Source organism: Bifidobacterium polysaccharolyticum, assembly GCF_016101585.1.
Taxonomy (GTDB): Bacteria; Actinomycetota; Actinomycetes; order Actinomycetales; family Bifidobacteriaceae; genus Bombiscardovia; species Bombiscardovia polysaccharolytica.
Genome location: NZ_JACFQG010000001.1, coordinates 407558 through 421509, shown reverse-complemented (window position 1 = coordinate 421509; position 13952 = coordinate 407558). Strand labels below are relative to the sequence as shown.

The window sequence follows — 13952 nt, the reverse complement described above, 5'->3', positions numbered from 1 at the left end:
TGCGATAGTCAACCGTTGATGAGACGGTGAATCATGGGGCGGGGCGCACCAAGGCCCCGCCCCCTTTTCGTCTTTTTCAGGAGGATCCAATGACGGAGACCACCACCTTCCATACCACACAGCCGCACATGCTCAAGGAATCCAAGGTTTACCAGAGCCAGACCCTGATGGGCGGCCTTTCGGGGTTCGAATCGCCCATTGGACTGGACCGGCACGACCGCATGAATGCCCTGCGCACGGGCGACATCGGATTTGTTCACTCCTGGGACATCAATACCTCAGTGGACGGGCCGGGCACAAGGATGACCGTCTTCATGAGCGGATGCCCCCTGCGTTGCCAGTACTGCCAGAATCCTGACACCTGGAAGATGCGCGATGGCCAGCCCGTATACCTACAGGCCATGATCGATAAGGTGGCCCGCTACCAGGACCTCTTCAAAAGTACGGGCGGAGGAATCACCTTCAGCGGCGGCGAGTCCATGATGCAGGCAGCCTTTGTCTCACGCGTCTTTCGGGCCGCCAAGGAGATGGGCGTCCACACATGCCTGGACACCTCAGGCTTCCTCAATCGCAACTACACAGATGCCATGATTGACGATATCGACCTGTGCCTGTTGGATGTCAAATCTGGCGACGAGACCACCTACAAGAAGGTGACCGGCGGCACCCTGGCCCCCACGATCGAATTTGGCAAGCGTCTTGCCGCCCGTGGTAGTAAGATCTGGGTTCGCTTTGTGCTGGTGCCTGGGCTGACCGACTCGGAGGAGAACGTCGAGAATGTCGCTCGTGTGTGCGAACAGTTCAAGGATGCCATTGAGCACATTGATGTGCTTCCCTTCCATCAGCTTGGACGGCCCAAATGGCATGAGCTGCGCATTCCCTACCCACTGGAGGATGCCAAAGGCCCCTCGGCGGCCCTGAAGGATAGGGTCAAGAAGCAGCTGGAGGCCCATGGCTTCGTGGTCTACTGAGCCTCAGAACCCTTTGTGGTTCCATGACGGACCCAGGAGAAAGCCAATTAATTTTCTTGTGACTCCCCACGGCAGATGTCGTGGGGAGTTTTGTTTGCTTGAGCGGAGACCAGCCAGCCAATCAGCGAATGACAGACTCACTCACTGTCAGATTCACTAAATGCCGGGCACGGTGAATGACCGGCTTGGTAAATGATCAACCCCGTAAATCGATCAATTGTCGACGAAGTCTGCTTAGCAAGGGTTTATCGGTGGGTTGAGGCCATGGACTATGCTTTCAGGCGTGTGTTTTCCGGGCCGGTCGGTCCGGTAGCGTGATGGAAGACAAACTAAAAAAGAGGTTGAGCGCAGGTGACCACGGAACCTAAGACGCAGCTGCTTTCAGAGCCCGCCCAGGGTGTGCCGTCGGTCATCGACGATATGGCCGAATACCGCCGGGCCTGTCGAATGCTGTCAAAGGGGAGCGGTGCGCTGGCCGCGGATGCTGAACGGGCCTCTGGCTTCCGCTATGGCCACGACGACTACCTGGTCCAGTTCAAGCGCCGGGGAGCGGGGATATTCCTGCTGGACCCACCGGCGCTGATGAAGGCGGGCTGTGACTGGTCGGAATTCAATAAGGCTGTTGATGGGGCCCAGTGGATCATTCATGACTCTCCTCAGGATCTGCCTGGCTTCTATGCGTTGGGCATGAGGCCCTCCTCTCTCTTCGATACCGAGCTTGCAGCCAGGATGCTTAATCTGGGGCATTACGGCCTGTCTGCAGTGACCGCGCACTACCTGGGGCTGACGCTGGCCAAGGAGCATTCTGCCGCAGACTGGTCCTACCGCCCACTGCCGCGTGATTGGCGCAATTACGCAGCCTTGGACGTGGAGCTGCTGGATCAGGTGCGAACGCGCGAGCTGGAGGACCTGCGCAGTCACGGCAAGAATGAATGGGCCAGGCAGGAATTCGCCTGGTTGCTGGAGCAGGGCAAAATCCCCAAGCCGGAGCCTGAGCAGCCCTGGCGACATATCTCGCATATCAACGCCTTGCACAATGACCGTCGAGGCCTGGCTGTGGCCCGCTCGTTGTGGACCGTCAGGGATCAGCTGGCCAGACGCAACGACATCGCTCCGACGCTCCTCCTGCCCGACAAGGCCATCATCGAGGCCGGCAGACTCAAGCCGCACAACAACGCGCAGTTCCGAGCCATCCGATCCTTGAACGAGCGGGTCAGGATCCACACCGGCGGCGAGCAGGACCGCATGTTCGAGCGCTATGCGCCCATCCAGCGCCGGGTCAGGTCCGCAGTCTGGAAACAGGCTATTCTGGAGGCGCTGAGTCTGCCTACCGAAGAGCTGCCGGTGCCTCCCAAGCCGCGGTGTGAGGAGACCAATGCTCCCAAGTCCATGCAGATCTGGCGGCATCGTCATCCGGACCGGTTTGCAAGGCTGGAGGCAGCGCGCAAGGCGGTGACTGAAGTGGGACGCCGGACCAACACACCCGACGAGATTCTGATCAAGCCCCGCTACCTGCGCAACCTCTGCTGGACAGACGAACCGGAAAAGCGCGATGTGGCCGACTTTTTGCATCAGGAGGGTGCCCGCCCCTGGCAGGTTTCACTCCTGTCAGAGTCTCTGACTCGCGCTATTATGTAACGGTTGCCTTACTGGCAGATCAAACGGTTTGGATGAATTGGAGCGCAGCGTGAAAATCAGCGTCAGAAACCTCGAGCCCACCAAGGTCAGGCTCACCATCACCGTCGATCCCGATGAGCTGAACCCCTACCTGGATCAGGCCCGTAAGGAGATCGGCAAGCAGGTGACCATCCCCGGCTTCCGCAAAGGCCATGTGCCTGGACCCATCATCGATCAGCGCGTAGGCTTTGCCAGCGTGGCGGGCGAGGCCGTCAACGCGGGCGTGCCCGAACTCTATTCCAAGGCTCTGGAGGAGAAGCAGCTGCACGCCATGGCCCAGCCGCAGATCGATGTCAAGGACATTCCTTCCTCGGCCAAGGACGACACCAAGCTTAAGTTCACCGCCGAGGTGGAGATTCGTCCCAAGTTCGAGCTTCCCGACATTGAGGGCATGGAGATTGAGGTCCCCAAGCCTGCCGTCACCGACGAGGACGTGGACAAGCGTCTGGACAACCTGCGTCAGCGTTTCGGCACCCTGGTCAGCGTGGATCGCCCCGCCACCAAAGGTGACTACGCCAACATCGATCTGGATGCCGTCATCGACGGTGAGTCCGTGGACTCCCAGCAGGGGGTCAGCTACGAGCTGGGCTCCAACACCATGCTGGATGGCCTGGATGAGGCCCTTGACGGGCTGTCCGCCGGGGAAGAGACCACCTTCGAGGGTACCCTGGAGGCCGGCGAGCACCAGGGCGAGAAGGCCCAAATCAAGGTCAAGGTCAACTCGGTCAAGGCCGAGGAACTGCCCGACCTGGACGACGAGTTCGCCAAGGAGGCCTCGGAGTTCGAGACACTGAAGGAGCTGCGCGAGGACGTACGCAAGCAGTGCCAGGTGGATGCCGAGGGTCGGCAGGCCACTGACGCCCGCGATGCCTTCATCGCTAAGCTCCAGGACGACCTGGACATCCCGGTGCCCAAGGGCATCAAGCAGTCCATGGTGACCGATCAGCTTAAGAACACCGGCAAGGATCCCGACAAGGCCAGCAAGGACGAGAAGGCCGAGGCCGAACAGACTGTGGAGAAGGAGCTGCGCGACCAGATGACCCTGGATGCCTTGGCTGAGAAGCTGGGCATCACGGTCAGCCAGGCTGACGTGACCAACTTCCTGGCCTCCATCGCCCAGCAGTATGGTATGGATCCCAGCGCCTTCATCAACGGCATCGTCCGTAACGGCCAGCTGGGTTCGGCCGTGCAGGAGGTCGGCCGCTCCAAGGGTATGCTGGCCGGAATGCGGGCCGTCACCTTCAAGGATCCCGATGGCCAGGAGGTGGACCTGAGCCGCTTCCTGGGCGAGGATGAGTCCGAGGCCCAGGAGGAGCAGGACGAGAGCGTCCAGGCTGCCTCTGCTGCGGCTGAAGTGGCCGACCAGCTCTCCCAGGATCAGGAGTAGCTTTTTCAAAGCAGCGAACAGGGCCGCACCCAGTGGCGAAACAGCCTGGGTGCGGCCCTGTCGTAGCGGTTGCGCAAAGAGCAGAAAGACTGTGGACGCGTCGATTGCGGGGGCTACTCTCAATACAGATACGTTTATCGAAGGAGACAGGGTGAACAACTCATTGGCAACCAGTCCTGTGATGGAGGAGGGGGAGGCCCCTACGCCGACCGATCCCATCTTCAACCGACTGCTCAAGGACAGGATCATCTGGCTGGGGGACGAGGTCAAGGACGCCAACGCCAACGTCATCTGCGCACAGATGCTGATGCTGGCGGCCGAGGATCCCAAGAAGGATATCTGGCTCTATATCAACTCGCCTGGCGGCTCCATTACGGCCGGCATGGCCATCTACGACACCATGCAGCTGATCGAGCCCGACGTGGCTACGGTCGCGGTCGGCATGGCTGCTTCCATGGGCCAGTTCCTGCTTTCTAGCGGGGCCAAGGGCAAGCGCTTCGTCACCTCCCATGCGCGGGTGCTCATGCATCAGCCCTCGGGCGGTGTCGGAGGCACGGCCACTGATGTCAGGATCAACGCCGAGCTGATCATGGACATGAAGCGTACACTCTCCCAGTTGACAGCCGAGCAGACTGGCCACACCCTGGAAGAGATCTACCGGGACAACGAATACGATCACTGGTTCACGGCCCAGCAGGCCCTGGAGTATGGCTTCGTCGACCGGATCGTGACCACCCACGGCACTATGACCGCGGATCAAGGGAAGTGAGCACTCCATATGGCATCTGAAGAAGCGCAATTCGTAGCTCGGGCCCGTCGACTGGCAGGCCCTCGCGGCCTGGCCGCTGTGCCCACCGACCGCTATGTGCTGCCGCAGTTCGAGGAGCGCACCCCATACGGCTACAAGCGCCAGGACCCCTACACCAGGCTCTTCGACGACAGGATCATCTTCATGGGCGTCCAGGTGGATGACACTTCATCGGACGACATTATGGCCCAGCTCCTGGTTCTGGAGAGCCAGGATCCCAATCGCGACGTGATCATCTACATCAACTCGCCGGGGGGATCCATGACGGCCATGACCGCCATCTATGACACAATGCAGTACATCAAGCCCGATGTACAGACTGTCTGCCTGGGCCAGGCTGCTTCGGCCGCTGCAGTTCTCCTGGCGGCAGGCACCAAGGGCAAGCGCTTGATCCTGCCCAACGCCCGTGTGCTGATTCATCAGCCGGCCATGGAGCAGGACTTCGGCAAGGCCACCGAGATCGAGATCCAGGCCAAGGAGATGCTGCGCATGCGCACCTGGCTGGAGGAGACCCTGGCCAAGCACACCGGTCAGGATGTGGAAAAGATCCGCAAGGACATCGAGGTGGACACCATTCTGACCGCCCAGCAGGCCAAGGACTACGGGATGGTGGACGAGGTCCTGGAGCACCGCAATTAGCTCCGGTGACTGCGCGTATGATTGATTGTCCGGATGGCGGCGGGCCCCTGGGACCCACGGCCTCCGGACGTTTTTGGCATCATGGACGATGCCAGTCAAATTTGATTTTGCCGATCCTTGCGGATTCTCCGGGAAGGGAGAGCCATGGGCCGTGTGGTCAGCTACAATGACGGACTGAATCGCTGCGAGTTCTGCGGCAAGGATGAGCATCAGGTGCGCCGCCTGGTCAAGGGTCCTTCCTGCGCCATCTGCGACGAATGCATACGTCTATGCGCCCAGATCATTCAGGAGGACATGGCCAAGGACGCTGCCGACCAGCGGGTGACCCTGCCTGCACCCTCAAAGATATTCGCCTATCTAAACCGGTATGTCATCGGTCAGGAGGCCGCCAAGCGCACGCTGTCGGTGGCGGTCTACAACCACTACAAACGCGTTAACATGGACCTGGGCGACCGTGGGCGTGCTGCAGACACTGCGTTTGAGCGCAAAGGTGCGGTCCCACGCGTCCAAGTGGACAAGTCCAACATCCTGCTTATGGGCCCCACCGGCGTGGGCAAGACCTACCTGGCGCGGACACTGGCCACCATCATGAACGTTCCCTTCGTCATTGTGGATGCCACCAGCCTGACCGAGGCGGGGTATGTAGGCGAGGACGTGGAATCCGTCCTGCAGGGGCTGCTCCAGGCTGCCGACGGCAACATGGACCTGGCCCAGCGGGGGATTATCTACATTGATGAGATCGACAAGATCGCCAGAAAATCGGGGGAGAACACCTCCATCACCCGGGACGTGTCCGGCGAGGGGGTCCAGCAGGCCCTTCTCAAGATCATCGAGGGCACCCAGGCCCGCGTGCCGGTACAGGGTTCGCGGCGGCATGGTGATGTCCGCACGGTCATCATGGATACGTCCAATATCCTCTTCATCTGCGGCGGCGCCTTCGTCGGTCTTGAGGAGATTGTTCGTCGGCGGCTGGGCCTGCGGGAGAGCGGATTCTCGGCTGCTCAGGGGACTGACAGAGTGCCCGACGACCGGGTCATGAGCCAGGTCAGGGCCGAGGATCTGGAACAGTTTGGCTTGCTTCCCGAGTTTGTGGGGCGGTTGCCGGTCATCTCCACCCTGGAGCCCCTGGGCGTCGATGAGTTGCGGAGAGTGCTGACCGAACCGGACAATGCCTTGGTCGATCAGTACCGGCGCATGTTCCTGGATGACGGGGCTGATCTGATCTTCACGGATGCCGCCTTAGATCGGGTTGCGGCCGTCGCCCTGGAGCGCAAGGTCGGCGCCCGAGGCTTGCGAGGAATCATTGAGCACACCCTTGAGGCGACCATGTTCGAGCTGCCAGACAGGACGGATGTTTCCCGTGTTGTGGTGGATGCCGATGCCGTGGACGGGACGGGATCGCCCCGGTATGAGACCGGGCAGGGCGTGGCCACAGCTGCTGGTCGTCGATTGGCTTGACCCCGCCACGATGAGCCCCGCTGTTGACCGGGCCCGATAGGATGATCATTGTTGCCGGAAGGGAGGCCCCATGGGTGCTCGTAGCGCTGTCGTAGTCACGCACAGCAGGGTCCGGGCAAGCGGCCACCTGGTGAACGAGGTCGAGCAGCAGTTGCGCCGGGACGGGTTTCGCGTTTCAATCGTCGACAACATTGCCGCCCCGGAATTCGGCAGCCCCAGTCAGAAGGTGGCCGACGACACCGAGATTGTCATTGTTCTGGGTGGTGATGGGACCATTCTGCGGGCTGCAGAGCTGGTCAAGGGCACCCAGGTGCCCATTTTGGGGGTCAACCTGGGCCATGTGGGATTCCTGGCAGAGTTCGAGAGCTTCCAGATAGGGGAGGCCATTCGTCGGGTGGCTGATCATGACTATTCCATCGACGAACGCATGGTGGCCCATGTGGACCTGTGGATACCTGGGGCCGATCGACCACTGAGCGACTGGGCCCTCAACGACATGACCCTGGAACGATATGATCGGGGCAAGATGATCGAGGTATCGGTCCGAGTGGACGATGTGGAGATGAGCTCCTTCGGCTGCGACGGCATGATTGTGGCCACCCCAACCGGATCGACGGCCTATGCCTTTTCGGTAGGCGGGCCCATCGTCTGGCCGGATGCGCAGTCGTTGCAGATGGTGCCCATTGCTGCCCATGCCCTTTTTGCCCGATCCCTGATCATCGGTCCAAAGTCGCAATTCACCCTGGATGTCCTGAGTGATTCCCAGTCGGCCGGTTGGATTTGCAACGACGGGCGCCGTCAGCGGCCAGTGCCCAAGCGGTCCCGTATTGTGGTGCGACAGTCCCATGACATCCTGAGGCTGGCCAGGCTGTCCGGGGTGCCCTTCACCAGACGGCTGGTCTCCAAGTTCGACCTGCCTGTGGTCGGCTGGAGGGAGCAGCATCGCCCTTCGGCGGCTGCGAACGGGCAGGATCAGGGGGAGCTGCCGGAGTCCAATAAGGAGCACTGATGTTGGAAGAGCTGGAAGTACGAGACCTGGGTCCCATCCATCATGCCCTGCTACGCCCTGCTGCTGGCATGACGGCCATCACCGGGGAGACCGGGGCTGGCAAGTCCATGCTGCTCAACGCCATCAGACTGATCTCAGGGTCCGCTGCCCGTCCGCAGTTGGTGTCTCCCGGAGCACGCGAGTCCTGGGTACAGGGGATTTTTGATGCTGGAGCGGCAGGAGCCGAGAATCCAGTGACCGCTGCCGTAACCGAGGCTGGCCTGCCCGTGGAGGATGAGGGACAGATCTTCCTGGCCCGAACCATGCCAGTCAAGGGGCGTTCCCGTGCCGCTCTGAACGGTAGGACGGCCCCTCGTGGCCTGCTGGAGGAGGTGGCTGGGATGCTGGTCACTGTTCATGGCCAGGCGGATCAGATGCGTATGGCCAGTCCGGCCCGGCAGCGCGAATTTCTGGATGCCTATGCCGGTGACGGCCCGCAGCTGGAGGCTTTTTCCAAGGCCTTCAGGCAGTACCGACAGGCTCAGGACCATCTGGAGGAGCTGCGTAACCAGCAGTCCGGCGCGATGGCCCAAGCTGATTATCTTCGTGAATCCATTGCCCGGATTGACCGCGTTGGCCCTCATTCCGGGGAGGATCGTGAACTCAAGGCCCAGCGGGACCGGATTGAGCATGCTGCCCAGATCAGTCAGGGAGTCATGTCTGCGCTGTCTGCTTTGGACTCCGGCCAAATCGACCCTGATGCTGACGCACCATCGGCCACGGCACTGGTCGAACGGGCCATTGCCGCTTTGGAAGGCATCGGTGTGGAGGGGGTCTTTCAGGAGTCGGCCCAGCGGCTGCGGTCGATGAATGCCGATCTGTCTGATCTGGTCTTCACCCTGAGTAGCCAATTGGATGACGAAGGCCAGGAGGGCGATCTGGACAAGATCAACGCCCGGATTCACGATTTGGATGAGCTGACCCGACGCTGGGGACCAGATATCGACGACGTTCTGGCCTGGCGCAAGAAGGCTGCGTTTGAGCTTGAAGACATGGATGCCTCACCCGAGAAGCTGGAGGAGCTTCAAGGACAGGTTGAGCAGCTTCGCGGGAGCGCCTTGAAAGCGGCACGGAAACTGTCAGCGTCGCGGGGCAAGGCTGCACGAAGACTGAGCGAACTTGTCGATGGCGAATTGCACTCCCTGGCCATGTCGGGCGCCGGGCTGGAGATCCGCGTCAGGCCACGCCAGGACCAGGACATGGACGGGCATGGTCTGGACCAGATCGACTTTCTCTTCAGGCCATATCCCGGTTCGGACCTTCTGCCCATGGGTAAGAGCGCCTCGGGCGGCGAACTCAGCAGGCTCATGCTGGCCCTGGAGCTGGTGGCCGCCGAAAGCCGGATTTCATCGGGGCCTGACGGTTCTGGTCATGGGCAAGCTAGCCTTGATTCCCAGGTTGGCGACCCAACGATGACCTTCATCTTCGACGAAGTGGACGCTGGTGTCGGCGGTCGGGCTGCCGTGGAGCTGGGTCATCGTCTGGCCCGATTGGCTGTCACCGCCCAGGTGATTGTGGTCACCCACCTGCCGCAGGTGGCTTCCTGGGCCGATCGACAGTTCGTCGTGGCCAAAGGACGTGAAGGTGGCGATGCTGTAGAGACCCTGGTCCGCCAGGTAGAGGGCGAAGACAGAGAGCGGGAGATCGCCCGGATGCTGGCTGGCAGCGAGTCTACGACCTCCCTGAAGCACGCTCGGGAGCTTCTGACCTCCAGCAGGCTCCAGGCCCGATAGGTCTGGTTGCCGTCTACGCTTTGTCGTGCCAACGTTCGTCAATTTAGTGACTTTGACAAGTCTTGGCGACATCGCTGCCTTTTGCGGCCTTGCCACTGCATGCTCGACATCCGTCATTCCGTTGCTTTTCATTTTGATGCTTTGACTGTACTCATTCGGCTGTTGGTGGCCGTGCGGTACGATCATGTTGGATTTTTCGTTGAGTACACCGTGTCCGTCCTTGGCTTGAGTAATGTTGCGGCGACCCGATTCTGATGGCCGTTTGCCTTTACCCGTGATTGGCCAGCAGATCAGCACTACAGACCGTTTCTATCGAATCTTGAATCACGTAGACAGAAGATCAGCGACAGGCTTGTCTTCATGGCCAAACTGTTATAGTGTATACATGAACACCGGCACAGCTCAGCCAGGGTCGTGCCGACTATCAATGAAAGGGGCTTGGATGAAGCTGATCATCTCATCCCTGTCCGGACAGCCGATTTATCGGCAGATCGAGGACCAGATACGTTCGGCCATCCTGACCGGAGACCTGCAAGCGGGGGAGGGGCTGCCTTCCCTGCGACATCTCTCGCAGGAGCTCAGGGTGTCCGTGCTGACCGTGACCCGCGCCTATACCGAACTCGCTCAAGAGGGTTTGGTGGAAAACATCCAAGGCAAGGGGACCTTCGTGACCGACAGCGGAGACAAGGTCATGCGGCAGCATCTGGAGGACCGTGTGCAGTCCCTGCTGGGCGAGGCGGTCGACACGGCTCGTCGGGCCGGCATGGAGCCGGACCGGATTCGCGGCCTGCTCGACGGCCTGCTTGGCAACAGGGTTTCTGCACCCGCGTCCGAACAAGGAAAGGAATAGCAGTATGCGTGCATCACCGCCGATGACAACTTCTGGTGAAGAGGTCGACTATGCCCTGCGCGTCAGCGACCTGGGGAAAAGCTACGTCAAGGCTGACGGCACGGGTTTCCGCCTGCACCAGGTCACCATGGACCTGCCCATGGGCTACATCATGGGATTGATAGGCCCCAACGGCGCAGGCAAATCCACCCTGATCCGGCTCTTGCTGAATATGATCCGCCGAGACAACGGAGAAATCAGTATTCTGGGCCGTGATCCCTTGAGCCAGGAGGAGGAGGTCAAAGCAGACCTGGGTGTGGTCTTCGATTCCATTTATTTCCTAGAGACATGGAAGGTCAAGGCCGTCGAGCCAGTGATGGCACCCATGTATCCCTCCTGGAACAGTGATCGTTATCAGGATTATCTGCATCGGTTCGGTCTACAAGAAAACCGCAGAATCGGCAAGCTTTCCCGTGGCATGCAGATGAAGCTGATGCTGGCCGTTGCCCTCAGTCACGATGCAAGGCTCTTGATTCTGGATGAACCCACCAGCGGCCTGGATGTCCTGTCCAGAGACGAGCTCATGGATATTCTGCTGGACTACATCGGTGACGGTCGTCACTCGGTGCTTTTCTCCACTCACATCACCGCAGATCTTGAACGGGTGGCTGACTTCGTTACCTATATCAATCGGGGATCGATTTTCTACACTGGCCCCAAGGATGAACTGCTGGAGGCTTTTCAGGTTGTGAGAGGGGGACCGGACGATCTGGCTAGAGCGCAAATGCCGCATCTGATGGGCCTGCAGCGTTCCGCCATCGGTTTCGAGGCCCTGGTGCCCACTGAACACGTGAAGGATTTTCTGGCATCGGCTTCCCCTGCAGCCGTGGAGCTTTCAGAGGGCCGCTACCTGGTGGAGCGGGCCGACTTTGACAACATCATCAGACTGACCGCGGGCTCACCTGCTGCGGCCGACAAAAATAAGGAGGTGGAGTCATGAGGGCGATAGCAAAGCAGATCAGGTTGGACATGCAACGTTGCAGCGGAGGCACCGGCGGTTATTGGCCGGGTGTGCTGCTCCTCATTGCTGCACCACTGGCAGGAGTCGTCCTGAAGGGCGTTCTGGTCGTAACCGGCCACAACCAGGACGGAAATATAGACTTGGTAAGTGGATTAGTCACAGGTTTCTGCGTTGCAGGTGCTGCCGCCATGCAAATTCAATTATTCATTGAATTTTCCTCTTCAGCAACGCGTCTGAATGGCATTGTGCCTATTTCGCGTGATCATCAGGTGCTGGGACGCTATTCGGCTGTTATGCTACTGGTCCTGGCTCAATGCTGCAGTTTCGCGATCTATTTGCGGATAGCTGGAGGTCAGCCTTGGAAGGGTTCGGATCCTTGGCAGGCTGCGACCCTGTTTACCTTGGCTATCTTCGTGTTGGAAATGCTGCTTTTTGCCTTGGCTGCCCCAATTTTCTACTGGCTTGAGCCGGTAAAAGCCTTAAGGGCCCTGTTGGTGCTTTTCGCTCTTATTGCCCTAGTCGGTATTGTCTTGGCGTGGCTACCAATGGACTGGGAACCCTCATGACCAAGCTGGGGCGTTTTCTTACGGGGGACCTGTGGAAACCTGTAACCCTTGGTCTGGCCATAGTCCTGTTGGCGAACCTGGTCTCAGCAGGCGTTTCCAGCAGGGTCTACGCACGCAGGGAGATTGATTGATGTCAGACTTTCAATCTGGCAGTGATTACGGTGACCTTTGTCCTCGCAGTCCTGGGTCAGGCTTCAGGACCGCATGACCGCACGGCGGACGTAGTCGGACATGTCCCCGGGATCGATGCAGTCCTGGAAGCGCACAGGTGCGTTTTCCAGGGCGCGCAGAGCCTTGGGGGGCCTGGTGTCGGTGGCCTCGGCCAGGATGTCCATGCAGTCGAAGTCACTTTCCGGTGTCTCCAGGCCCAGGGACTGGCAGACCACCCTAGGGAACTTGTAGGGGCTTGCTGTGGACAGCAGCACCCGGGGTACGGCAGGATTCCTGTCGGTCTGGCCGGTCATGACCTGGTAGCCGCAGGCCGTGTGCGGATCGATCAGGTATCCCCGGTCCTCCCAGCAGTCGCTGATGGCTGAGGCCACCTGGTCCTCGTCGGCCCAGCCACAGGAGAAAAGCCCGCGGATTCTGGTCATCAAGGCCTCAGGCACCTGGTAGCGTCCCGTGGACTCCAAATCGGCCATAAGCGAGGCAATCAGTATGGTGTCGCCGTCGGCCATGTAATAGAGCATCCGTTCCAGGTTGGAGGAAATCAGGATGTCCATGCTGGGGGAGGTGGTGGTGTAGAAGGGACGGTTGCGGTCATAGACACCTGTGGTCAGGAAGTCGTTGAGGACCCGGTTGCGGTCCGAGGCCACGGTCAGACGGGCCACCGGAAGGCTCATCATCTTGGCATAGTATCCGGCCAGCACATCGCCGAAGTTCCCGGTGGGCACACAGAACTCGACCGGATCCCCGGGTCTGATCACCCCTCGTTCCATCAGGGAGCCATAGGCCCGGAAGTAATAGACGACCTGCGGTGCCAGGCGGCCCACATTGATGGAGTTGGCCGATGAGAGAACGGTCGAGGCTTTCTCTTCCAGTTCACCAGCCAGGTCGGCGTCGGCAAAGATGGATTTGACTGCGGACTGGGCATCGTCGAAATTGCCCCGAACTGCGCAGACCTGTAGGTTGCCGCCCTGCTGGGTGACCATCTGCAGGCGCTGGATCTGACTGACCTTGCCCTGTGGGTAGAAGACGGTGATGCCCGTGCCCGGCGCGTCTGCGAATCCGGCCAGCGCCGCCTTGCCTGTGTCTCCGGAAGTGGCCGTAAGCACCATGATTCGCTCATCATCGTCTCCGGCCAGCGCCATCAGTCTTGGCAAAAGCTGCAGGGCCACGTCCTTGAAGGCCGAAGTGGGCCCGCGGAAGAGCTCCAGTACGAAGTCGTTACCGCCCAGGTCCACCAGAGGGGTGATTGCCGTATCGGACCACTGTTCTCCATAGGCTGCGTCCAGGCAGGAGTCCAGCTGAGCGGAAGAGTAATCACTCAGCAGTCTCGAAAGGACCAGTTTGGCTGTGCCCTTGTAGTCCAGACCGGCGACCGATGCAGTGTCGATGGTCTCAGCGTCCAGTTCATCGCTGACATAGAGTCCGCCGTCAGGAGCCAGGCCTCGTCTGATGGCCTGCTTGGACTGCAGTTGCTCCTTGCCGCCTCGGGTGCTGTGGTATGTGCTCATGGTTGCCTGCCCCTCCGCCATGTCGCCGAACAGATCATTACCAAGGCATTCTACCCCGTACAGGAGTCCGAACCATGGCCTTGCTCGGCTCGCGGAGGAAACCGTCTATGGACGCCACGGCCTGCCAGGGGTTGGCATG

The 13952-nt window shown here is 60.2% G+C and carries 13 protein-coding genes; 12 read left to right on the top strand and 1 reads right to left on the bottom strand.

Annotation, left to right across the window (positions count from 1 at the left end; genetic code table 11):
- Positions 1 to 89: 89 nt before the first annotated feature.
- From pflA to H3T90_RS08960, 12 genes are all read left to right on the top strand, one after another.
- Positions 90 to 971 carry a pyruvate formate-lyase-activating protein gene (gene pflA / locus H3T90_RS01725; RefSeq protein ID WP_110425144.1) on the top strand — a complete coding sequence of 294 codons (882 nt, stop codon included), beginning with the start codon at positions 90 to 92 and terminating at the stop codon, positions 969 to 971.
- A 351-nt stretch (positions 972 to 1322) separates the two neighbouring features.
- Positions 1323 to 2609 (top strand): HRDC domain-containing protein, encoded by a 1287-nt coding sequence (locus H3T90_RS01720; RefSeq protein WP_198229384.1) that lies wholly within the window; start codon positions 1323 to 1325, stop codon positions 2607 to 2609.
- 49 nt (positions 2610 to 2658) lie between these two features.
- The gene (gene tig / locus H3T90_RS01715) at positions 2659 to 4035 is read left to right on the top strand and encodes a trigger factor (protein ID WP_198229383.1); all 1377 of its coding nucleotides are present in this window, start codon (positions 2659 to 2661) and stop codon (positions 4033 to 4035) included.
- Positions 4036 to 4216: 181 nt separating this feature from the next.
- Positions 4217 to 4804, top strand: coding sequence for an ATP-dependent Clp protease proteolytic subunit (locus H3T90_RS01710; protein WP_029678947.1), 588 nt, complete (start codon positions 4217 to 4219; stop codon positions 4802 to 4804).
- A 9-nt stretch (positions 4805 to 4813) separates the two neighbouring features.
- Positions 4814 to 5482 (top strand): ATP-dependent Clp protease proteolytic subunit, encoded by a 669-nt coding sequence (locus H3T90_RS01705; RefSeq protein ID WP_015021704.1) that lies wholly within the window; start codon positions 4814 to 4816, stop codon positions 5480 to 5482.
- A gap of 144 nt (positions 5483 to 5626) precedes the next feature.
- The gene (clpX, locus tag H3T90_RS01700) at positions 5627 to 6940 is read left to right on the top strand and encodes an ATP-dependent Clp protease ATP-binding subunit ClpX (RefSeq protein ID WP_198229382.1); all 1314 of its coding nucleotides are present in this window, start codon (positions 5627 to 5629) and stop codon (positions 6938 to 6940) included.
- Between the two features lie 70 nt (positions 6941 to 7010).
- A complete protein-coding gene (locus tag H3T90_RS01695; RefSeq protein WP_198229381.1) occupies positions 7011 to 7949 on the top strand; it encodes an NAD kinase in 939 nt (312 codons plus the stop codon).
- Complete coding sequence (locus tag H3T90_RS01690; RefSeq protein ID WP_198229380.1) at positions 7949 to 9721, top strand: DNA repair protein RecN; 1773 nt, start codon at positions 7949 to 7951, stop codon at positions 9719 to 9721. The genes H3T90_RS01695 and H3T90_RS01690 overlap by 1 nt, the downstream gene beginning before the upstream one ends.
- A 442-nt stretch (positions 9722 to 10163) precedes the next feature.
- Entirely contained in the window at positions 10164 to 10571 is a 408-nt protein-coding gene (locus H3T90_RS01685) for a GntR family transcriptional regulator (protein ID WP_198190696.1), read from the top strand.
- A 22-nt stretch (positions 10572 to 10593) separates the two neighbouring features.
- Entirely contained in the window at positions 10594 to 11550 is a 957-nt protein-coding gene (locus H3T90_RS01680; protein ID WP_408610683.1) for an ABC transporter ATP-binding protein, read from the top strand.
- Positions 11547 to 12137 carry a hypothetical protein gene (locus tag H3T90_RS01675; RefSeq protein WP_198229379.1) on the top strand — a complete coding sequence of 197 codons (591 nt, stop codon included), beginning with the start codon at positions 11547 to 11549 and terminating at the stop codon, positions 12135 to 12137. Before H3T90_RS01680 ends, H3T90_RS01675 begins: the two co-directional genes overlap by 4 nt.
- The gene (locus tag H3T90_RS08960; protein ID WP_269751088.1) at positions 12134 to 12268 is read left to right on the top strand and encodes a hypothetical protein; all 135 of its coding nucleotides are present in this window, start codon (positions 12134 to 12136) and stop codon (positions 12266 to 12268) included. Before H3T90_RS01675 ends, H3T90_RS08960 begins: the two co-directional genes overlap by 4 nt.
- Positions 12269 to 12331: 63 nt before the next feature.
- Here the strand turns inward: H3T90_RS08960 and thrC are convergent, their stop codons facing one another.
- Positions 12332 to 13813: a threonine synthase gene (gene thrC, locus H3T90_RS01670; protein ID WP_198229378.1), complete on the bottom strand. Its 1482-nt coding sequence runs from the start codon at positions 13811 to 13813 to the stop codon at positions 12332 to 12334.
- Positions 13814 to 13952 lie beyond the last annotated feature (139 nt).

Excerpts from the sequence above, each read along its gene's own strand:
- H3T90_RS01680 (WP_408610683.1), top strand. The coding sequence starts at position 10,594 with ATGACAACTTCTGGTGAAGAGGTCGACTATGCCCTGCGCGTCAGCGAC.
- thrC (WP_198229378.1), bottom strand. The coding sequence starts at position 13,813 with ATGAGCACATACCACAGCACCCGAGGCGGCAAGGAGCAACTGCAGTCC.
- H3T90_RS01705 (WP_015021704.1), top strand. The coding sequence starts at position 4,814 with ATGGCATCTGAAGAAGCGCAATTCGTAGCTCGGGCCCGTCGACTGGCA.
- pflA (WP_110425144.1), top strand. The coding sequence starts at position 90 with ATGACGGAGACCACCACCTTCCATACCACACAGCCGCACATGCTCAAG.
- H3T90_RS01695 (WP_198229381.1), top strand. The coding sequence starts at position 7,011 with ATGGGTGCTCGTAGCGCTGTCGTAGTCACGCACAGCAGGGTCCGGGCA.
- H3T90_RS01710 (WP_029678947.1), top strand. The coding sequence starts at position 4,217 with ATGGAGGAGGGGGAGGCCCCTACGCCGACCGATCCCATCTTCAACCGA.
- H3T90_RS01685 (WP_198190696.1), top strand. The coding sequence starts at position 10,164 with ATGAAGCTGATCATCTCATCCCTGTCCGGACAGCCGATTTATCGGCAG.
- H3T90_RS01690 (WP_198229380.1), top strand. The coding sequence starts at position 7,949 with ATGTTGGAAGAGCTGGAAGTACGAGACCTGGGTCCCATCCATCATGCC.
- H3T90_RS08960 (WP_269751088.1), top strand. The coding sequence starts at position 12,134 with ATGACCAAGCTGGGGCGTTTTCTTACGGGGGACCTGTGGAAACCTGTA.
- H3T90_RS01675 (WP_198229379.1), top strand. The coding sequence starts at position 11,547 with ATGAGGGCGATAGCAAAGCAGATCAGGTTGGACATGCAACGTTGCAGC.
- clpX (WP_198229382.1), top strand. The coding sequence starts at position 5,627 with ATGGGCCGTGTGGTCAGCTACAATGACGGACTGAATCGCTGCGAGTTC.